Below are 19,155 nucleotides of genomic sequence, written 5' to 3'. Positions count from 1 at the left end.
AATGATTGATTTTGCAAAGTTTGCCAAATATTCCACACCCGGTCCAAGATATACAAGCTATCCTACTGCTGTGGAATTTCATAGTGAATTTGATTGCAGTGTGTATGAATCACAACTGCTCAAAAGCGATACACAATACGCCCATATCCCTCTTTCTCTTTATACACATTTGCCATTTTGTCGCTCGGCGTGTTACTTTTGTGGGTGCAATGTCATCTACACAAGCAAAGAAGAAAAAAAGACGCGATATATCCAATATCTCAAAAAAGAGCTTGCCCTCCTCTCTCAAAAGTGCAACACCAAGCGCGAAGTCGTGCAATTTCACTTTGGTGGAGGGACACCGACATTTTTTAACGCAAAAGAACTTGATGAGGTCATAAAAGCACTGCGTGTTACATTCCCAAATTTCTCGCCTAATTGTGAGATAAGTTGTGAAATTGACCCTAGATTCTTTAATTTAGAACAAATGCGGGTGCTAAAAGATGGGGGATTTAACCGCCTAAGTTTTGGCGTGCAAGACTTTGATAGTGCCGTTCAGCAAGCCATTCATCGCAATCAAAGCATAGAAGTGGTAAAAAATGCAATAGATTTAGCGCGAAGTTTTGGGATTGATTCTATAAATTTTGACTTAATCTATGGCTTGCCATTTCAAAGCAAAGAAAGCTTTACGCGCACGCTAGATTTAGTTTTAACACTCAACCCCGATAGGCTGGCAATTTTTAATTACGCTCATGTGCCGTGGATGAAAAAAACAATGCGTAAAATTGATGAAAGCACGCTCCCACAGCCAACTGAGAAGCTCCAAATACTCCAAGAGTGCATACAAAAGCTCCTTGCGAGTGGGTATGAAATGATTGGAATGGACCACTTTGCCAAAAAGAGCGATGAACTCTATCGCGCCAAAGAGGATAAAATCCTTAGAAGAAACTTTCAGGGTTACACTACTAAGGGATTTTCTCAAACGCTTGGTATCGGGCTTACAAGCATTAGCGAGGGTGTGGAATATTACGCCCAAAACACCAAAGATATGGCACAATATGAAAACGCGCTTGATTCTGGGAAGTTACCCACAGAGAGAGGAATCGTGCTAAATGATGAGGATAGGTTGCGTAAGGCGGTAATAATGGAGCTTATGAATAATTTAGAACTTCGTTTTGAAAAGATAGAATCTGTGTTTAATATTGATTTTGTGGCGCATTTCGCGGACGAATTAGAAAACCTTAAGCATTATGAAGTTGCTGGATTACTCGAAATGGGAAAAGATTATATCAAAGCCACCAATACAGGCGCACTCCTTATCCGCAACATCGCTATGCCCTTTGATGCGTATTTGGCAAAAAACCTCAACCAAAAACGATTTAGCAAAACCATTTAAGGAAACCAACATTGCATTTGCTTGACTTAGACAACTTAGCAAAGTCGTGCGTAAAATGTGGCAAATGTATCCCTAGTTGCACCATTTATCAAGTCCATCGTGATGAGACCACCTCGCCTCGCGGATTTTTAGATTTGCTCGGAGCGTATAAAAACAAACATTTGCCCCTTAATAACACAACGAGAAAAATTTTTGAATCGTGCTTCCTTTGCACCACTTGTGTAAGTTTGTGTCCATCAAGCCTACCCACAGATTTAGCGATAGAATCTGTGCGCGTGGATATAGCGAAAAAATTTGGCATTAGCTGGTATAAGCGGGCGTATTTTTTCTTGTTGCGACACAGGAGTATCGCGGATTTTGTATTTTGTTTGCTTGGCTTTATTGCGCCGTGCTTTTTTAAGGTGCAAGAGGACAAAATGCGTGCAAGAGGGTTTTTGCTTGGATTCCCAAAACGCAGTATTTTTCCATTTGCTACAAAATCATTCCTCCAAAAGCACGGACAAACGCGCTTTGAACCAAAGCACGATAAGCGAGCAGTGGCGATTTTTATCGGTTGTATTAGCAATTATAATTACACAAATGTTGGAGAGAGTTTGCTAAAGATTCTCCACAAATTACATATTAAAGCCTTTGTGCCAGCATACCAGCAATGTTGCGGTGCGCCAGCGTTTTTCACGGGCGATATAGATACCGTGCTATTTTTAATCAAAAAAAATATTGTGTATTTTGAGAGCTTTTGGGGGGACATTGAAGCGATGATAATCCCTGAAGCGACTTGTGCGGCGATGATTAAGGTTGATTGGAAGCACGCATTAGAGCTTAGCGGGGGGAATGAAGAATGGATAGCGCGACTAGATAAACTTTTGCCAAAGATTTTTATGGCGAGCGAGTGGTTAGATTCTAAAACTTCCATAAAAGAACAGCTCACAAACACCAAGTCAAATTACACTCTCACTTACCACGACCCCTGCCACGCTAAAAAGGTGCTCGGCGTGCATAAAGAACCTCGAAATTTGCTTGCCAAAAATTTTGATATTGTGGAAATGAGTGATTGTTCGCGGTGTTGTGGGTTTGGTGGCATTAGTATGCAGAGCTCAAATTACCCTCTTGCGCTTAAAGCTGGAATCCCAAAGGCAAAGGACATACAATCAAGCAATGCACACATCGTAAGCGCGGAATGCGGAGCGTGCCGAATGCAAATCACAAATAGCCTTGATTACATAGGAGCACAAACGCGCTTTATACACCCATTAGAGCTCGTAGCAGAGCAGTTGAGAGATTAAATTTATAGTCCTGTTTCCTTTTCTAGCAGACTTTTGACTTCTGGGACATTTGCTTTATTGATAAAAAAGAGAATCTCCACGCGATTATTTTGAGCCCTGTTCTCTGGTGTATCGTTGGGAAACGCATTTTCATTTTGTCCAAACGCAGAGATAAAGATTCTATCTGCTTCAATGCCTTTTTGGATAAGTTCCCTGCGCACATTAAGCGCACGCGCACTAGAGAGCTCAAAGTTATCTTTAAACCCAGAGCCTATGGGTGGTGTGGAATTATCCGTATAGCCACGCACATCGATTTGGACGTGATTTGGATATTTTTTAATAACACTCGCTAGCCTATCAAGGTAGGTGAAATTATCGCTATTGGTGATGCCAGCCTGCCCTCGCTCAAATAAGATTCTCGCGGGTAAGCGCAAATAAGTGCCAGAATCCATCTGCTCTAGCACACCGCCTATATCATCGACATCAGAGGGAATCACATTGTTAGCATCGCTTTGAAGTGCTTCGGCTGATTCTGTTTGTGATGCGCCCTCTTCATCTCCTTGTCCAGATTCTCGAGGGTCTTCTATGGGCGTGGTAATGGGATAATCAAAAATTTCGATAAAAGATTCTTTAAATGCTTTAATTTTGTTTTCTTCGGTGTTAGAAATCGCCCATAACGCAATAAAAAGTGCCAAAAGCAAAGACAAAAAGTCCGCATAAGGCACAGCCCATTTTTCCCCTGCTGGACATTCTGGACATTTATGTTTCTTTGCCATTTATAATCCTTGCATTACTCAAATTGTGATATTTTAGGCTCACCGGGCTTAATGTATCCAAGCAGTTTTTCTTCTAAGTTTCTTGGGTTATCCCCCTTGGCGATACCCACCACCGCAGCGACAATAAGCTCTTTTTCTTTAATCACATCTTTGGCTTTTGCCATAATCTTCGCGCCAATAGGACCAAAAAACGCATACGCACCAAAAATCCCCGTAACCGTCGCGGTAAATGCGCCCGCAATACCAGCCGCCATCGCCACAGGGTCTTCCAAAAGACCAAGTGCGAGCATAAGACCCATAACCGCGCCCACTAGCCCAAATGTAGGGCAACTCTCACCCGTCCTCTCCCAATAGTGCGAACAGCCGTGATAATACTCTTCTAACACCTCAATTTGAATCTCCATATCCTCTTCCACTGCCTCTGCTTCGCGTCCATCGACAATCATACTAATAGCTTTGCGCAAGAAATCATCTTCAATCTGCGCGGCTTTGCCCTCTAATGAAAGCACGCCATCTCTACGCGCAAGAGTGGCAAGCTCTACAAGCTGGCGAATAGTCTCATTATAATTTACAGGTGAAGCGAGCCACGCGGTTTTAAACTCCTTATACGCACCCTTGACATAGCTTGCGTGTGAGGCTGTAACCGCTGAAGCCATCGCCGTAGGAATCACGATAAGCACCGAGCTTAAGTGAATAACATGCAGTGGGTTTCCACCTTCCAAAATATCCCCAACCGAAATACTCGTAACAGATAACACTAATCCTAAGATTGTCGATAAGTCCATAATCTCCCTTAGTATTGAAATTATCACACATTATGTTAGATTTTTAAGTAGTAAAAAAGCAAAAAGTGTTCTCTAATTTTTCTTTTATATGGAGATATGTAGGAAATAACGCGCTAGATTCTCTGTCATCATAATGCAGTGCCTACACACGCGGAAGCCAAAATTTCACATTTTCTTGCTCACTCTTTGCGCTGGTCGATTCTCCGTGCCCGGGATACAGAGTGAGTGGCGAGAGGTGTGCATCTACTTGGAATCGCATTAGCGATTCTCTCATATCGCTGGGATTTGAGTAAGCAAAATCACTGCGACCAATGCTACGATAAAAGATAAAATCCCCACTAAAGACAACGCCAGCAATTTCTATCATACAACAACCCGGCGTATGCCCCGGATAATGATGAAAGGTTATATCAATGCCCTTAAAATCAAAAGTATGAGAATCCTTACTCGTATCAATGAGCTTTGTGGGCGTGCTTGGGGTGATTCCCAACGCAAAAATATCATCTCTAAGCAAAAAAGCATCTTGGCTATGACAAATAAGCTCAATGCCACTAAAATGCGCTTGAAGTGTGGCGTTATCCCAAATATGGTCAAAATGCCCGTGTGTGTTTAAAATAGCAAGCGGATTTGGGCAGTTTTGCACGACCCATTGACTTGATTGCATACCCGGGTCGATAATAAGCTGAAAATCCTTAGAATCTTGCGCGCTAAAACTCCCGCTCGCCATATATTGAGCCACCACACTATCTTGCTTACAATCACTCGGGCTCACATTAAGCACATAACAATTTGTTTGGTATTCACCAAAGGGTTTGCTAATAATTTCCAAACTTCACTCCTCACATTTTGGTTATAATTATAGCATTATGCACGCGTTAAAAGGACAACAATGAAACATTTACATCTTGCAAAACAAAAACTCGATTCCCTCCTCTTAAGTGGTAATTTACGCACGCTTAAGCCATTTAACCACAACGCGATTTTTATAGAACGCGATGGCAAATCTTATATCAATTTTGCCTCCAATGACTACTTGGGGCTTAGCGCAGAGTTTAGTGAGTGCGGTGCGCACCCTTGCGTTGAAGGATTTAGGGCATTTTTAGATTCTCTTAATGAAAAAATGCTTTTTAGTGCAAGTTCATCGCGCCTTTTAAGTGGAGATTTTATGATATTCTCACATTTAGAATCTCTTATTGCAAACGCATATAGCCAATGCAGTGCAAATACACAACCACCCAAAGAATGTCTGCTGTTTAATAGCGGATATAGCGCGAATATATCACTTATAGAATCCCTCAACAAACTTGGCAATGTGCTTTTTTTGCTTGATGAATTTTCTCACGCAAGTATTTTTGATGGGATTAAACTTTGCGGTGCGCGCTTTAGGAGATTTACGCATAATAATATGGAAGAGCTCCAAAATCTCCTTTCTATTAACCACAATGATTATGATGTGATTATTATCGTATCTGAGGGGCTTTTCTCAATGGAGGGCGATTTTTTAAACCCAGAGATTTTTACACTCAAAAACTCCTATGATAATGTCTTGCTGTATATCGATGAGGCACACAGCGTAGGTGCGCTTGGCATAAATGGACTTGGCATTGTAAGCAAGTATGAAAAACTCCACGAGGTGGATTTCTTACTTCTCACTTTTGGCAAGAGCATCGGCAGTGTCGGGGCGGGGGTGCTATGTGCGGGGGAAATGAAGTCGTATTTTATCAACTTCGCTCGCTCACTCATCTACTCAACCGCCCTGCCTCCAATAAACATCGCCTTTAGTGCATATATATTTTCCCTGCTTGGAGAATTTGAGGACAAAAGAATGCGTTTAGATTCCCTAAGCAAGCAAACAAAAGCGCGTTTGAGTGAAATGTTTGGAGAGTCGCGCGTATTAGGAGAAGCGCATATCATCTCACTCCTTATAGGAGAAAATCAAAAAGCCTTGCGAGCAAGCGAACTTTTAGAATCTAGGGGTATTTTTGCGCCCTGCATTCGCTATCCAACCGTGCCAAAACACAGCGCACGCATTCGCTTTTCACTTCATAGTGCATTAACCCCGCAGCATTTAGATACATTACTCAACGCTCTTGATGACATTAGGGAACAAATATGAAATGGGAGGTCGTTGGGGATTTAGATTCTCTTTGTTGTGTGTTTTTCGCTGGATTTGGGTTTAACATAGACGCATACAAAGAATTTTTAAAACCAAATACTTTGGTGGTATTTGATTATAGAGATTTTAATAATACCAAAGAACTTTTATGCCTGCTTAAGCAAAGGCAATTTTGTCTTGTGGCGTTTTCTATGGGCGTGAGTGTCGCACACCACATTCTTAGCCCATTATGCGAGCATATAACACAATCAAGTGCGGTAAATGGCACAATTCTTGGCATTGATAAGACAAAAGGCATTCACCCGAGTGTTTTTGCTCACACCATAAAGCACTTTTCCCCGCAGGCATTCGTGCAAAACTGCCTAAATAAACAAAATGCGCCACATTTTCACACTTTACTAAACGATACAAATGCGCTTATTGCAGAGCTCAAAAGTTTGCACGACTTTTCTCAAGCACAGCAATGTGAGAATCTCACACAAAACACGCTTATGTGGGATAGAGCAATTATAAGCCTGCGGGATTGCATTTTTAAACCAGAAGTGCAAAATCTCGCTTGGAGTGCATACAAGCAATCTTATGACACATATTTTACGACACAAAAAACCTTTGAAATACGCCACATTGACGCCCCACACTTTGTGTTTAAGGATAACGATGCTTGCCAAACGATTTGCTAAGCGCGCACCCACTTATGCTAAACACGCCATTATTCAGCGAGCAATGGCGGAGGAATTAGCAAATATATTCGTAGCGCACAAAAGGGAGCGCAAAAACCTTGCTATATTTGAATTTGGAAGCGCGTTTGGAGAATTTAGCACGATATTATGCCACGCACTTAAACGCGCCAAAATTAAATGCTCTACATTGCTATGCAATGATATTAACGATTATGGGCATATTTATACCAAAGCGTTTGCTAAGAATCTAGAGGTAGAGAATCTTGCATTTCAATGCTTTGATATGAATGAAGGAGAGAGGTTTTTAGATTCTTTGTTTGATGTCATTGCTTCAAATGCTTGCTTGCAATGGCTAAATCAACAAGAAGTGCTGTTGCGCTTAAAAGATTTCTTACTCCCAAATGGAGAAATTTTGCTCTCTAGCTTTGGGAAAAACAATTTGTGGCAGGTGCGAGAAATTTGTGGTGTGGGATTAGAATATTTGGATTTAGAATTGTATGAAAAGATGTTATCCCCGCATTTTAAGATTGTCCGCCTTTATGAAAAACAATACGATTTGGACTTTAAAGAAAGTTTGGAGGTTTTTAGGCATTTATCACAAAGCGGTGTAAATGCGCTCACAAAAGACTTTGTCCTAACCAAATCTCTTTTAAAGCACTACCAAGAGCGATTTGGCGGGGTGCTTAGCTTTCATAGTATCTTTATCCACGCGCAAAAATTATAATGTAGCGTTGATGATGTGCTTAAACTTTGCAATATCAAGACTTGCAGAGCCCACCAACACACCATCGACATTGCCAAGACGCATAATCGCTTTGGCATTTGTCTCATTCACACTCCCTCCATAGAGCAATGGCGCGGTGATAAACTCACGCAACCCTTTGTGTGTGTGCTCTATTTCTTCTATGCTCGCGCTCACACCCGTGCCAATAGCCCATATCGGCTCATACGCGACAACAAGATTCTTATATCCTAAATCAATCCCCTCACAAAGCGTGCGTAAAAACTCATTAACATTGCCATTTTTGCGCACTGCTAAATCCTCACCAATGCAAAAAAAGATTCTAAAATCTTTGCTCGCAAAAAACTCGAACTTTTTTGCTATGGTGGCTCTATCTTCATTAAACAAATTCCTACGCTCGCTATGCCCGATAATGATAGAATCTATGCCAAACTCCTCTAATTGCTCAACTCCAATCTCACCCGTAAAACCGCCATTTTGCACACAATGAGCGTTTTGTGCGCCAATGCGAAATGTATCAAATGTGTTGTGCGTAAGGGAGGATTGATTGGGGAAAAGAGCAACTTCAATATCTGCGCTCACATTTTGTAGAAAAGTATGAAGTTCGTTGCAATATGCCAAAGTACCATTCCTTGTAAGATTGCATTTAAAATTCGCTGCGATTATTTTCACTTGCTCTCCTTAGATTGTATGTCGCTAAAGCATTTGTGCAAATTGCTCAAAAACACGGCGAGATTCCTTTGGTCCCGGACTTGCCTCTGGGTGGTGCTGGAGAGAAAAAATGGGCTTATTATGATATTGTAATCCCTCGATAGTCCCATCAAAGAGATTCCTATGTGTAACATCAGCGATGGATTCTATAGAATCTGGCACAGAGTAGTTGTGGTTTTGTGATGTGATTTCTACGGCATTTGTAAGGAGATTTTTCACAGGGTGATTGCCCCCGTGATGTCCAAATTTTAACTTATAAGTCTCAAAGCCGTGCGCAAGAGCCAAAAGTTGATGTCCCAAACAAATACCAAAAATAGGAATAGCAGAATCTATAAGCTGTCTAATCTCTTTTACCTCATCTTGCAAACTTAGCGGGTCGCCCGGTCCGTTGGATAAAAATACGCCACTTATCTCGCCACTTTGGAATCGCTTGATAATCTCAGTCGCACGAAATTTATGCGATATTACCTCTACTTCAAGCCCTACGGCATTGAGTTCGTTTAAAATATTGCGTTTGATACCAAAATCAATGGCGATAATTTTTTTGCGCCATTTTGGCTTGCTGTATGCAAATTGCTCGAAATCATACACGCTATCTTGGTGCGTATAGGCTTTTTGTGTGGAGACTTGCTGAATGTAGTTGATGTGTTCTATGCGTGGAGAGTTGGCGAGTTTTTGCTCTAAGACTTGCTTATCGTGGCATTGTGTGCTTGCTATCATCATCATAGCCCCTTGTGTGCGGAGCATTTTGATAATCGCACGCGTATCAATACCACAGATTCCAAGAATATTGTGCTTTTGTAATATGTGAGAGAGCGAGCTTGTAGCACGGAAGTTTGAAAAACGGTCATTATAATGAGAAACTATCACGCCCTTTGCAAAAATCTCCATAGATTCGTAATCTTGCTCGTTTGCACCCACAATGCCAATCTCTGGCATACTAAAAGTGATAAACTGCCCCGCATAGCTTGGGTCAGTGATGATTTCTTGATAGCCCGTAAGAGAAGTGTTAAAAACTATTTCACCCACTGCTTCGCCAGATGCACCAAAGCTACTTGCTTGCAAAAACACACCATTTTCAAAATACAGCGAAATTTTCTCCATATTGGCGGTGCTTTTGCGTGCCATTATGCCAATCCTCTTTTGCGGAGCTCTTCTTCATAGAGTTTGGCAAAGATAATGTTGTATTCCTCGCTCCCTGCAACCAATCTACGCTTGTATTTATCGATTTTTTTTAGCACTTCTTCTTCGCTTTTTTCATAGATTCTGGAATATTCATTGATTGCCTTGTGAATGGTATTTTTGATAATCATCTCAGAAACCTTAAAGCCAATAAGTCGTGCTTTAGTGAGCTCGGTAAGAATCTTGTGTGAAATATCGCTGCACCGCTCGTCCCAACTTAGCGAGAAATTTCGCTCGCTCGCAATTTGACGGCGAAACTTCCACGCCAACTCATTCTCGTCCATTCGATAATCCTCAATTTCTGTCTCGTGCTCTTGGAGCAATTCATTTGCTCGTTCATTGATTTCGCGCTCTTGTTGAATATTCTCTTGCAGAGCTTGCAAGGCAACTTGTGTAACATTATCTAGCGAGCCTATAATCTCAATAAAATCAGCGTTTGATAAATCTAAGCTAATCTTATTGGCGATATATGGCGCGTGCTGGGTTTTTAGTCTCATTTGCCATCCTTTTGTTTTTATAACGCATTGTATAATTTGTTAGGTTAAAGTTTGCTTATTTTGTGCTTTGATAAATATATGGCACAGATTTAATGCCCGCTTGAGCAACCTTTTCGCTTAATTTAAAAATATCGCTCACATCGGCATTCTTGTATTTGTCAGGTAGTTGATACCCGTGCGTAAAAACTTCTTTAAGCAAAGCGACTTTTTGTGCGGTATCCTTTTGGTCTAAAAGTCGTTGTTTTATCATCGAGGACTTTAATGCAGAATCTGGTCCCAAAAATCCCACCAAAAGCACATAAACCTTAGAATCTTTGAGTTTAGATTCTATGTTTTGCATTTCTCTTTGACAACTTCCGCAATTTGGGTCAGCAACAATATAAGTAATTTTTTTGCTTGCAGAATCAAGCACGATAAATTCATCTTTTTTTAACCCATTAAAAAACTTTGCCACCGCTTGATTATCTGGCTTGTCATTTTGTGCGTTAAGTTGCATTGTGATATTTTGATACTCCGCGCTATCAGCATTATCGCTCGATAAAAACACATTGCTTGCACCCAAGACGACATTGCCATCACTGCTTGCAAACACAGGCACTTTGAGTTTGCCCGCCTGCATAATGACAAGTTTTATATCCTTTGTGCCCTTAAGCTCTATGGTGCGTAAAACTTTCACATCTTGCTTAGTTTTTTCTTTAATAAGTTTTTGCACTTTTGTTTCAAAATCACTCGCTCCACACAATCCACTCAATGCAAAAATCATCGCCAAAAAGATTTTTGTTATGGAAGTTTTTGTTACATTTGTTTTTTTCACTTGCACTCCTTTTAATGTATAATTCTTTGGGATTGTAAAATTTTTTAGCAAATTTTATTCTAACCACAACATATTTATTTGAGAGTTAGGGAGTTTAATGGCACAAATCACTACACTTGCGCAAAAATCTTATCCCGCACATTATAGTTACTATGACTTACACCCCGCGCTTACATTCCAAAAACATAGAAAATTACGCGCGCGCAACCACATTGTTTTAGGCATTGGCGGAAATATGCCAACCACCCATAAAGTTTTTGAGAATCTTTTTCGCACGCTAAAAAACCACCCAAAAATCACTGCACTCCACTCAAGTCCAATCATAAAAAACCCTGCCTTTGGCTATATCAATCAACCAGATTTTTTAAATGCCGTTATATACGCACAAACAAGCCTATGTTTATTAGAAATTTACGCGCTTGTGTTTTATTTGGAACGCCGTTTTGGCAGAAAGAGAAAAAGAGTGTTTAAAAATGCACCAAGAATCCTAGATATTGATATAATTTTGTTTAACAAATTGATTTTAAAGAGAGAATATCTTACAATTCCACACATTCATTGGGAGAAACGACTAAGTGTGTGTATCCCGCTAAGTTTGCTAGAATCTAAACATTGAAAAGGAAATTTATGGCAAAAAGAGTAGTTACATTTTCTGGGGAAACGCCAGCAGAAGCGATGAAAAAGGCTAGAGATGAGCTGGGCGATGAGATTCAGCTTTTAGAAACAAAAGAGGTGCGTAAAAAATCGCCCACACAAGCGGGGCTTTATGAGATGGTTTTTGTGGTTGATGAGGAGACTTCTAGTGGCACAAATGCACAAGCAATGGCAGATTCTCAAACAAACGCGCAAAATCCCGCAACACAAGAATCTGAACTCCCCACCAATAGCGTCCAAGCAAGGATTGAAGAAATAGCACAAAAACAGCTCGCTAAAAAGCGCGCACAAAAGGTAAAAGGTGGTGATGAGGCGACTATCCAGCTAAGCAACCTTGTGCGCGAAGTTTCTCAAATCGCGGGTGTGAGTAGCCCAAGAGCAAACGAACTCAAAACAGATTCAAACAAAAGAACAACCAATCTCTCAAACACCAATCCTTACAAAAATGTAGGGCAAGTCCAAACCCCGATAGACACACCGCCTCTTGGCGAGGTAAAACTTGATTCTAAACTCAGTGAAATGCGCGCAGAGCGACAAGCAGAAAGGGTTGAAATCAAGGAGTTGCGCGATGAAATGGGCAAGGTGAATGATAGAATCAAACTTATTCAAAATATGTTTTGGCAAGAACGCGCGCCAAATGATTTACACATACCGCAGGAGTTTTCTGAAATCTATCGAATCGCCAAAGAAAGTGGAATGAGCAAGGAGCATTTAGAGATGATTATGCGCCTAAGTTTAGAGCTTATGCCTCTTAGAATGCGCGAAAACTCTGTGATGACAAAGCGATATTTCCGCGAAGTGTTGCGAAAGATGATTTATTGTCGCACAGAGAATCTCCAAAGCACACAAAAACGCATAATGATGTTTGTAGGTCCCACAGGAGTGGGTAAAACCACCACGCTAGCAAAACTTGCCGCACGATATAGCCTAATGGTAGAAAAACGCCATAAAGTTGGGATTATCACGCTTGATACTTATCGCTTAGCTGCGGTAGACCAACTAATGGCGTATGCGCGAATGATGAGGTTAAGCATTGATACAGTAGTAGAGCCTCAAGAGCTCGGCGCAGCCATTGATGCCCTCAAACATTGTGATTTTATTTTAATCGATACGGCTGGTCATTCGCAAAATGACAAACAAAAATTTGAATCGATTAAAAAATTTGTGGATAATGACTACAAAATCGATGTTTCACTTGTGCTCGCGCTTAATGTCAAATACGAGGATTTGCGCGATACTTACAATGCGTTTGCAAATTACCTTGATATTGATACGATGATTTTTAGCAAACTTGATGAAAGTCGCTACTTTGGGAATATGTTTTCATTAGTGTATGAAAGCAAAAAACCCATTAGTTATCTCTCCATTGGACAAGGAGTGCCAAATGACTTGGTGGTGGCAAATAATGACTACTTGGTAGATTGCCTGCTAGAAGGATTTGAGGGCGTCAAAGAAAAAATGTTGATATAGGGGGCGATAATGCAACCAAATCAAGCAAGCGAACTCAAAAATCTCGTTGAGAAGCGTGAAAAAAGGTTTTTATACAAGACGCGTTTTATCGCTATCACCAGCGGGAAAGGTGGCGTTGGGAAATCAAGTATAGCAGCAAACCTCGCTTATTTGTTGTGCAAGCTTGGCAAAAAAGTAGCTATTTTTGATGCTGATATTGGATTGGCAAATTTAGACATTATGTTTGGAATCCACGCCAAATACAACATTTTACACGCACTAAAAGGCGAAGTGGGATTTAAGGATATTATTTTTAATGTCGAAAAAAATTTATTACTCATACCCGGAGATAATGGAGATGAGATTCTCAAATATGCTAATAGTGGTGTGTTTGAGCGATTTTTAAACGAAAGCGGTGTGTGTGAAGATATTGATTATATGATAATTGATACAGGAGCTGGTCTTGGGGGAATCTCACAAAACTTTTTAGACGCAAGCGACTTGCTTATTGTCGTTACGATGAATGACCCAAGTGCAATCACCGATGCCTACGCCACTATAAAGCTCAATGCTAAAGAAAAAAGTGATATTGCCATCGTGCTTAATATGGCACAAAGCGCGAGTGAGGCAAATTCGGTATTTTCTCGTATGAAGTCGCTTGCGAAATCTAAAATCCCGGGTCTTACTCTCCACTATTTAGGATTCTTAGCCCATAGCCCGCTTGTAATCAATGCGTGCAGAAAAAGAGAGATTTTTTGTAAAACACAAAGCTTAAGCGCGGAAAAATTCCAAATGGATACTATCTTGCATAATCTCATTGCGTTAGAATCCACGCTTTTTACTTCGCAATCCACACCAAAAAACGCGCATAAAATGGAACAAAATATGCTTAATTCTAACAATGCTTTGGCGTGTCTATTTAAGCGCGTAGCAGGGTATTGCTAGCTTATCGTGTGAGGCGTGAATGAAACCAGATAATTATATGAGTTTTGGTATTGTTACGGGATTTTTCATAGGGCTTACTTTTGCCATTATTAAGTTCGATGACCCTGCCATTATGCTTATTTGGACGATTTTTACCACAATGGGTATTTATCTTATCATCACATTGTGCATATCGTTGTGTTTTTGGTTTTTGGACTTTGCTTCGTTGCAGACTAGAAAGAGCAAATTAGAGCAAAACTTGGAGTATTATCGCCTCGAATTTGACAAAAAAGAGCGTGAAAGCGCGAGAATCCGTTCGTTCCTAAAAAGCATAGAAGCTGATAGAGAAAACGAAGAAGATTTCTAAATGTGCCGTGTTAAAAAGCACAAGTGCTTATAACAAATAATGATAAAGGGCTAAATTGTATGAAAAATGTGTATAGCAAAAATATTAAGTTTGCCCAAGATGAGCTAGCCACTCAATATCTTCCCGCCGTTAAGGCTATGGCATTTCGGCTAAAAGAACGACTGCCAAGCTCTATTGATGTAATGGATTTAGTCTCAATCGGCGCAGAGGAGCTCGTAAAACTTGCTAGACGCTATGATAGCTCGATTAACGACTCATTTTGGGGATATGCCAAAACGCGCGTAAATGGTGCTATGCTCGATTATTTACGCTCTTTAGATGTGCTTTCTCGCTCTAGTCGCAAGCTCATTAAGGGCATTGACTTTGAAACCTCAAAATACTTTAACCTCCACCAAGAAGAGCCTAGCGATGAATACTTAGCCAAAGCACTCAATGAGGATATTCAAAAAATCAAAGAAGCACGGATTGCGAGCGATATTTACGCGCTTGTGCCAATCGATGAGCAGTATAATGCCATTATTGGTGATAATATTTTAGAAGATTTGCAACAAGAGGAGTTAATGGAAATTATCGCTAGGATTCTAAGCGGGCTAAGCCAAAGGGAACAAACCATTATCCAGCTGTATTTCTTTGAGGAATTGAGCTTAAGAGAGATTAGCGAAATTTTAGGAATCACAGAATCTAGAATCTCTCAAGTTTCTAAAGAAGTGATTAAAAAAATCCGCGTGAAATTGGGAGAAAATCGTGGCTGATATACTAAGTCAAGAAGAAATTGATGCGCTACTTGAAGTAGTCGATGATGGCGGGGATACCAATACCCTTGAAAAAGAGGATATTCTCCATCAAAAGCAAGTAACGCTCTATGACTTTAAACGACCAAACCGCGTTAGTAAAGAGCAGTTGCGTGCGTTTAAAAGTATCCACGACAAAATGGCGCGCTCACTCTCAAGCCAAATTTCAGCTATTATGCGCTCCATTGTTGAGATTCAGCTCCATAGCGTTGATCAGATGACTTATGGGGAATTTCTAATGAGCTTGCCAAGCCCTACGAGCTTTAATGTGTTTTCAATGAAACCGCTAGAGGGCAGTGGCGTGCTAGAGATAAACCCAAGCATTGCCTTTCCTATGATTGATAGACTTTTGGGCGGTAAGGGCGACCCGTATGAGAACTCGCGCGAATTTAGCGACATTGAAGTGAATTTGCTTGATACAATTTTGCGCCAAATGATGCAAAACCTCAAAGAAGCGTGGGCTTCTGTTACAGAAATTTATCCAAGCATTGACGCTAAGGAATCTAGCCCCAATGTCGTGCAAATCGTGGCGCAAAATGAAATTGTCATTATGGTGGTTATGGAGATTATCATTGGACACTCAAGCGGTATGATGAACCTTTGCTATCCCGTGATTTCACTTGAGACCGTGCTCTCAAGGCTTGCTACGCGCGATTTAATGCTAAGTGATAAAAGCTCAAAAAAATCGCGTAATAAAGAGCTCCAAGCACTTGTCGCGGGGGCTGGCGTAATGGTTTCTGCGTATGTGGGCGAGACGACTTTGAGCTTGCGAGAAGTGCTTGATTTAGAAGCTGGAAATATTATCCGCCTAGATTCTGTGGCTGATGACACCGTGCGCGTATCAATCGATGGGAGAGAGAAGTATGTCGCCTCCATTGGTTTGCAACGCTACCGCAAGACTATCACTATTAAAGAAACTATCATTACAGAAAAAGACCAAGTCAAAGAAGTGCTTGAAATGCTTGAGGCGCAACGCAAAAACCGCGTGATTGATGTCGAAGAAGAAGAAAATGAGTAAGGAGCAAGACTATGAGTATGAAGAGTTTTATTGATTTAGTCATCGCGGAGGGCAAATCGACCATTTCTGGGCTTTTGGGTAAAGATGCGCAAATCACCCATACTCGCGATGATAATGTCAGCTTAGAATCATTGCCAAAGGTGTATGCGCTCGCCCATATCAAAGTAAGCGGGGAGTCAAACTCACAAATCTCTATGGTTGTCCCCGCGCAAATGGGAAGCGCACTCTCTGATATGATGCTAGGAGGCGATGGCGAGCCAAAAGATTCTATAAGCAATGATGATTTAGACGCGATTAAAGAAATTGTCTCAAATATTTTTGGTGCGATTTCTACGAACTTAGGCTCACAAAAAAATCTCCCAAAAGTCTCCTTTGCGTGCGAAAAAATCGAGCTTGTCGATAAAGAAATTGATTTGAGCGCGTTTGATAAGGCGTATATCTTTAATTTTTCTTTAGAAAAAGTCCAAACAGATTTTTTAATCCTTACTACCCAATCCTTTAGCAATATCTTTAACGGGGAGGCTTCTAGCGAGGGTGGCAAGGAAGGTGGTGTGGCATTAAGCGCGGTGGAGTTTAAAAATATCAATATGATTTTAGATGTGCGCTTAAATGTCAAAGTGCGTATCGGGCAGAAGCGAATGCTCCTAAAAGATGTCATCAATATGGATATTGGAAGCGTGATAGAGCTCAACCAGCTCGCCAATGACCCGCTAGAAATCCTAGTCGATGATAAAGTCATCGCACGAGGCGAGGTAGTCATTGTCGATGGAAACTTTGGAATCCAAATCACAGATATTGGCACGAAGCGTGAGCGATTAGAGAAACTGCGCGGATAATGCGCAAAAATTGCCGTTGTGGCGCAAAATTTAGAATCTAATGCTACCCTTACGCGAAATAATCGCATAAGGAAGTATGTGAAAAAAGTCGCTGTTATCATTTTGCTCGCTGTATCGTTATTATCACCTCTATGGGCAAATTGCTCGGGGGATTGCAAAAGTTGTCATTTTAACTTGGATTATAAAAAGGATACGCGCCACAAACCAATGCTAGCGTGCAAATCCTGCCATACCGATAAAGCAAGCAATAACGCGGGGGCTGGCGTGGGCTGTGGGCAGGATTGCTTTGTGTGTCATAGCGTGGAGAAAATCCGCCTCCCAGAGCTACGAGCAAATCACAAAGTCATCAATGAGTGCATAAACTGCCATAAGGGACTTTCACAGCCCCTCACGCCAAATGTGAAGCAAAGCGGAGGGCAAAATATCTTTGAGCAAAGCCTTAAGCATTATAGCGAGATTCTCGCACCTAAGCCTTAATGTATAACGATAAGCCCTTGCTTTAATCTCCATATCCATCATCAATCTTATAGGTGCGTTTAATTTGCTTAATAAGCTGGGAGACAAAATCTCTCTCTTTATTTTTTGTAAATTGTTCAAAATATTTAAGGGAGTTGTGGAGCTCTTGCATATCATTATTTTTAAGAGCCTGTGCTATATCATTAAGAGCAAAGGCTCTCTTTACAATAAGATTATATCTGTCAAACTCTTGTTCTGACCAACGATTCCCTTCCTCATCTTCCCATACTCCTAACATAAGGATAGGACGCTGGGGGTAAAATGGGTTAAATAAATACTGTGGGTCATACCACCCCTTTTTGGCATTAGCGATAATGTCCTCCCTATCAACACACTGCTCACCTTGCTCTTCTTGCTCTTCTAGTTGCTTTTTACTACACACGGAGTGTTGGATGACATATTGTGTGAGTTGTGTTTGGTTCATTTTTTCTACCTTTTGGATTTCTCTTTGCATCTCTAAGAAAAGAAGCTCTTGGACCAAGAGGGATAACTCTACTGTCTTTGTAGCTATTTGTGTGTCTAACTCAGGGTTTCCTTGAGGCTCTGGGATTGCAGGCAATTCTTTCATCAATTCCGCAATCTCCTTATTAATCAAATCAAGTTCCTCCCTAAACTTTTCATCATCAATCTTTCTATTTATTGAAAGTTTCATAAGTTCGTGTTTTTTATCAGAAAGCGGTTTTAATTTTGCCCGAATTGCTTGTGTCTCGCTTCTGGATTCTATTTCTTCGCGCTGTTGCTCTTCTAATTTCTCTCTTTGTTTTTCTAACTTTACTAAAGTGTTATATTGTTGCTGGGCTGATGTTTTAAGTGGGTTTATCATCGCTTGGGTAATTGGTGTATTAGCATATTTTGCAGTGAGTGTTTTATAATTTTTCACAAGTTCAAAAAATTCTCCATCGTTATTATAAACTTTTTGTATATCCTTATAAATATCTTGCATAATTGTCCTAATTGCGCGTTGATAAATGCTTGGTGTATTTTGTGGGAGTTTAAATGTAGAGAGTTCTTGGAGGATACGCTCCACTTCTATAAAACTCACAACATAAGAGCGAAAATAAAATGCTACCTCTTCTTTCCCTCCCCAAGAATATTCTCGTATCGTTGTGGGCAAAAAAGAACATATAGTGGAAGACATACCCTCGCACGATTCTTTAATGTCCCTCGTTACATTTTCTTTTGTGATTTTAGAAAGTGCGCCAGTGTCAAAATATATTTGTTCTAATATTTCACCCTCTTTTGACATTCCCTTATGTCTTTCACCAACCTTATATCCATCAACGATTTGTTCTTCAATTTCATAATGTGTGATTTCTTTTTTAATTCTTTGCATTGCTTGAAAATAAAGTAAAGGATCTGATTCAATGGTATTACGCCCCTTAATAATCTTATGAGCCTCCTCGAGAGTCATTTCTGCCTGTGCTATCGCACATATTGTCATTATTAGCAAAAGTATTCTTTTCATTGTAGCGCTCCTTGTTGTATTGTTTATAGTTAGTTATAACAGGGTAGCTTGGTTTCCACAAGCCACCCTGTTTTCATATCCTAATCCTAAAAATAAATTACTTTTTAGGTGGATTATTGCCACGACCGCCACCACTAGGATTACCTGTGGTGCTCGGTCCATTTGGACTCCTTTCTTTAAGATTTTTGCGTTTTT

22 protein-coding genes are annotated in these 19,155 nt (G+C 40.6%); 13 read left to right on the top strand and 9 right to left on the bottom strand.

Going from position 1 to position 19,155, the window contains the following annotated elements:
* The first annotated feature begins 1 nt into the window (after position 1).
* Positions 2-1,375 (top strand): oxygen-independent coproporphyrinogen III oxidase, encoded by a 1,374-nt coding sequence (hemN, locus tag ACWIUJ_RS06630; RefSeq protein ID WP_454169803.1) that lies wholly within the window; start codon positions 2-4, stop codon positions 1,373-1,375.
* 11 nt (positions 1,376-1,386) lie between these two features.
* Positions 1,387-2,658 (top strand): (Fe-S)-binding protein, encoded by a 1,272-nt coding sequence (locus ACWIUJ_RS06625; RefSeq protein WP_454169801.1) that lies wholly within the window; start codon positions 1,387-1,389, stop codon positions 2,656-2,658.
* Between the two features lie 2 nt (positions 2,659-2,660).
* Here the strand turns inward: ACWIUJ_RS06625 and motB are convergent, their stop codons facing one another.
* From motB to ACWIUJ_RS06610, 3 genes are all read right to left on the bottom strand, one after another.
* The gene (gene motB, locus ACWIUJ_RS06620; RefSeq protein WP_454150358.1) at positions 2,661-3,413 is read right to left on the bottom strand and encodes a flagellar motor protein MotB; all 753 of its coding nucleotides are present in this window, start codon (positions 3,411-3,413) and stop codon (positions 2,661-2,663) included.
* Between the two features lie 14 nt (positions 3,414-3,427).
* Positions 3,428-4,198 (bottom strand): flagellar motor stator protein MotA, encoded by a 771-nt coding sequence (motA, locus tag ACWIUJ_RS06615; RefSeq protein WP_454169799.1) that lies wholly within the window; start codon positions 4,196-4,198, stop codon positions 3,428-3,430.
* Between the two features lie 142 nt (positions 4,199-4,340).
* Positions 4,341-5,027, bottom strand: a complete 687-nt coding sequence (locus tag ACWIUJ_RS06610) for an MBL fold metallo-hydrolase (RefSeq protein WP_454150354.1) — start codon at positions 5,025-5,027, stop codon at positions 4,341-4,343.
* 60 nt (positions 5,028-5,087) lie between these two features.
* Here ACWIUJ_RS06610 and ACWIUJ_RS06605 point away from each other — a divergent pair, with 60 nt between their 5' ends.
* Genes ACWIUJ_RS06605 through ACWIUJ_RS06595 form a run of 3 tightly spaced genes read left to right on the top strand, consistent with a single transcriptional unit; the run spans position 5,088 to position 7,718 of the window.
* The gene (locus ACWIUJ_RS06605) at positions 5,088-6,314 is read left to right on the top strand and encodes an aminotransferase class I/II-fold pyridoxal phosphate-dependent enzyme (RefSeq protein ID WP_454169797.1); all 1,227 of its coding nucleotides are present in this window, start codon (positions 5,088-5,090) and stop codon (positions 6,312-6,314) included.
* On the top strand, positions 6,311-6,994 hold the full coding sequence (locus tag ACWIUJ_RS06600) for a pimeloyl-ACP methyl esterase BioG family protein (RefSeq protein WP_454150351.1): 684 nt from the start codon (positions 6,311-6,313) through the stop codon (positions 6,992-6,994). Before ACWIUJ_RS06605 ends, ACWIUJ_RS06600 begins: the two co-directional genes overlap by 4 nt.
* Positions 6,972-7,718, top strand: coding sequence for a methyltransferase domain-containing protein (locus ACWIUJ_RS06595; protein ID WP_454169795.1), 747 nt, complete (start codon positions 6,972-6,974; stop codon positions 7,716-7,718). Before ACWIUJ_RS06600 ends, ACWIUJ_RS06595 begins: the two co-directional genes overlap by 23 nt.
* On the opposite strand, the gene ACWIUJ_RS06590 is transcribed toward ACWIUJ_RS06595, so the two are convergent.
* The 4 genes from ACWIUJ_RS06590 to ACWIUJ_RS06575 are packed head-to-tail and all read right to left on the bottom strand — an operon-like array spanning position 7,713 to position 10,940.
* On the bottom strand, positions 7,713-8,408 hold the full coding sequence (locus tag ACWIUJ_RS06590; protein ID WP_454150347.1) for a triose-phosphate isomerase: 696 nt from the start codon (positions 8,406-8,408) through the stop codon (positions 7,713-7,715). The genes ACWIUJ_RS06595 and ACWIUJ_RS06590 overlap by 6 nt on opposite strands.
* 24 nt (positions 8,409-8,432) lie before the next feature.
* A complete protein-coding gene (gene carA / locus ACWIUJ_RS06585; protein WP_454150345.1) occupies positions 8,433-9,575 on the bottom strand; it encodes a glutamine-hydrolyzing carbamoyl-phosphate synthase small subunit in 1,143 nt (380 codons plus the stop codon).
* Positions 9,575-10,126, bottom strand: a complete 552-nt coding sequence (locus tag ACWIUJ_RS06580; RefSeq protein WP_454150343.1) for a DUF507 family protein — start codon at positions 10,124-10,126, stop codon at positions 9,575-9,577. The genes carA and ACWIUJ_RS06580 overlap by 1 nt, the downstream gene beginning before the upstream one ends.
* Positions 10,127-10,181: 55 nt before the next feature.
* The gene (locus tag ACWIUJ_RS06575) at positions 10,182-10,940 is read right to left on the bottom strand and encodes a protein-disulfide isomerase (RefSeq protein ID WP_454169793.1); all 759 of its coding nucleotides are present in this window, start codon (positions 10,938-10,940) and stop codon (positions 10,182-10,184) included.
* A 97-nt stretch (positions 10,941-11,037) separates the two neighbouring features.
* On the opposite strand from ACWIUJ_RS06575, the gene folK reads away from it, so the two are divergent.
* The 8 genes from folK to ACWIUJ_RS06535 all read left to right on the top strand — a co-directional run bounded on the left by folK (position 11,038) and on the right by ACWIUJ_RS06535 (position 17,456).
* Entirely contained in the window at positions 11,038-11,556 is a 519-nt protein-coding gene (gene folK, locus ACWIUJ_RS06570) for a 2-amino-4-hydroxy-6-hydroxymethyldihydropteridine diphosphokinase (protein ID WP_454150340.1), read from the top strand.
* An 11-nt stretch (positions 11,557-11,567) separates the two neighbouring features.
* Complete coding sequence (flhF, locus tag ACWIUJ_RS06565; RefSeq protein WP_454150338.1) at positions 11,568-13,064, top strand: flagellar biosynthesis protein FlhF; 1,497 nt, start codon at positions 11,568-11,570, stop codon at positions 13,062-13,064.
* A gap of 9 nt (positions 13,065-13,073) precedes the next feature.
* On the top strand, positions 13,074-13,988 hold the full coding sequence (locus ACWIUJ_RS06560; RefSeq protein ID WP_454169791.1) for a P-loop NTPase: 915 nt from the start codon (positions 13,074-13,076) through the stop codon (positions 13,986-13,988).
* 19 nt (positions 13,989-14,007) lie between these two features.
* Positions 14,008-14,334: a hypothetical protein gene (locus tag ACWIUJ_RS06555; protein ID WP_454150334.1), complete on the top strand. Its 327-nt coding sequence runs from the start codon at positions 14,008-14,010 to the stop codon at positions 14,332-14,334.
* A gap of 59 nt (positions 14,335-14,393) precedes the next feature.
* Positions 14,394-15,086: an RNA polymerase sigma factor FliA gene (locus ACWIUJ_RS06550; RefSeq protein WP_454150333.1), complete on the top strand. Its 693-nt coding sequence runs from the start codon at positions 14,394-14,396 to the stop codon at positions 15,084-15,086.
* Entirely contained in the window at positions 15,079-16,143 is a 1,065-nt protein-coding gene (fliM, locus tag ACWIUJ_RS06545) for a flagellar motor switch protein FliM (protein ID WP_454150331.1), read from the top strand. The genes ACWIUJ_RS06550 and fliM overlap by 8 nt, the downstream gene beginning before the upstream one ends.
* 17 nt (positions 16,144-16,160) lie before the next feature.
* Positions 16,161-16,979, top strand: coding sequence for a flagellar motor switch protein FliY (fliY, locus tag ACWIUJ_RS06540; protein ID WP_454152006.1), 819 nt, complete (start codon positions 16,161-16,163; stop codon positions 16,977-16,979).
* A 78-nt stretch (positions 16,980-17,057) separates the two neighbouring features.
* The gene (locus ACWIUJ_RS06535; protein WP_454169789.1) at positions 17,058-17,456 is read left to right on the top strand and encodes a hypothetical protein; all 399 of its coding nucleotides are present in this window, start codon (positions 17,058-17,060) and stop codon (positions 17,454-17,456) included.
* A gap of 22 nt (positions 17,457-17,478) precedes the next feature.
* Here ACWIUJ_RS06535 and ACWIUJ_RS06530 read toward each other — a convergent pair whose 3' ends face one another.
* Both ACWIUJ_RS06530 and ACWIUJ_RS06525 read right to left on the bottom strand, forming a co-directional pair.
* A complete protein-coding gene (locus ACWIUJ_RS06530) occupies positions 17,479-18,960 on the bottom strand; it encodes a hypothetical protein (RefSeq protein WP_454169787.1) in 1,482 nt (493 codons plus the stop codon).
* A gap of 33 nt (positions 18,961-18,993) precedes the next feature.
* Positions 18,994-19,122 (bottom strand): hypothetical protein, encoded by a 129-nt coding sequence (locus ACWIUJ_RS06525; RefSeq protein WP_454169785.1) that lies wholly within the window; start codon positions 19,120-19,122, stop codon positions 18,994-18,996.
* Positions 19,123-19,155 lie beyond the last annotated feature (33 nt).

This window comes from Helicobacter sp. 23-1046 (assembly GCF_053654635.1).
The sequence above is the reverse complement of the archived record's forward strand: the minus strand, read 5'-3'. Positions and strand labels throughout refer to the sequence as shown.

Coding starts and splice junctions, on each gene's coding strand:
- ACWIUJ_RS06555 (WP_454150334.1), top strand. CDS start 14,008: ATGAAACCAGATAATTATATGAGTTTTGGTATTGTTACGGGATTTTTC.
- ACWIUJ_RS06550 (WP_454150333.1), top strand. CDS start 14,394: ATGAAAAATGTGTATAGCAAAAATATTAAGTTTGCCCAAGATGAGCTA.
- motB (WP_454150358.1), bottom strand. CDS start 3,413: ATGGCAAAGAAACATAAATGTCCAGAATGTCCAGCAGGGGAAAAATGG.
- folK (WP_454150340.1), top strand. CDS start 11,038: ATGGCACAAATCACTACACTTGCGCAAAAATCTTATCCCGCACATTAT.
- ACWIUJ_RS06600 (WP_454150351.1), top strand. CDS start 6,311: ATGAAATGGGAGGTCGTTGGGGATTTAGATTCTCTTTGTTGTGTGTTT.
- fliY (WP_454152006.1), top strand. CDS start 16,161: ATGAAGAGTTTTATTGATTTAGTCATCGCGGAGGGCAAATCGACCATT.
- ACWIUJ_RS06595 (WP_454169795.1), top strand. CDS start 6,972: ATGCTTGCCAAACGATTTGCTAAGCGCGCACCCACTTATGCTAAACAC.
- carA (WP_454150345.1), bottom strand. CDS start 9,575: ATGGCACGCAAAAGCACCGCCAATATGGAGAAAATTTCGCTGTATTTT.
- motA (WP_454169799.1), bottom strand. CDS start 4,198: ATGGACTTATCGACAATCTTAGGATTAGTGTTATCTGTTACGAGTATT.
- ACWIUJ_RS06525 (WP_454169785.1), bottom strand. CDS start 19,122: ATGGACCGAGCACCACAGGTAATCCTAGTGGTGGCGGTCGTGGCAATA.
- ACWIUJ_RS06560 (WP_454169791.1), top strand. CDS start 13,074: ATGCAACCAAATCAAGCAAGCGAACTCAAAAATCTCGTTGAGAAGCGT.
- ACWIUJ_RS06605 (WP_454169797.1), top strand. CDS start 5,088: ATGAAACATTTACATCTTGCAAAACAAAAACTCGATTCCCTCCTCTTA.
- hemN (WP_454169803.1), top strand. CDS start 2: ATGATTGATTTTGCAAAGTTTGCCAAATATTCCACACCCGGTCCAAGA.
- ACWIUJ_RS06580 (WP_454150343.1), bottom strand. CDS start 10,126: ATGAGACTAAAAACCCAGCACGCGCCATATATCGCCAATAAGATTAGC.
- ACWIUJ_RS06530 (WP_454169787.1), bottom strand. CDS start 18,960: ATGAAAAGAATACTTTTGCTAATAATGACAATATGTGCGATAGCACAG.
- flhF (WP_454150338.1), top strand. CDS start 11,568: ATGGCAAAAAGAGTAGTTACATTTTCTGGGGAAACGCCAGCAGAAGCG.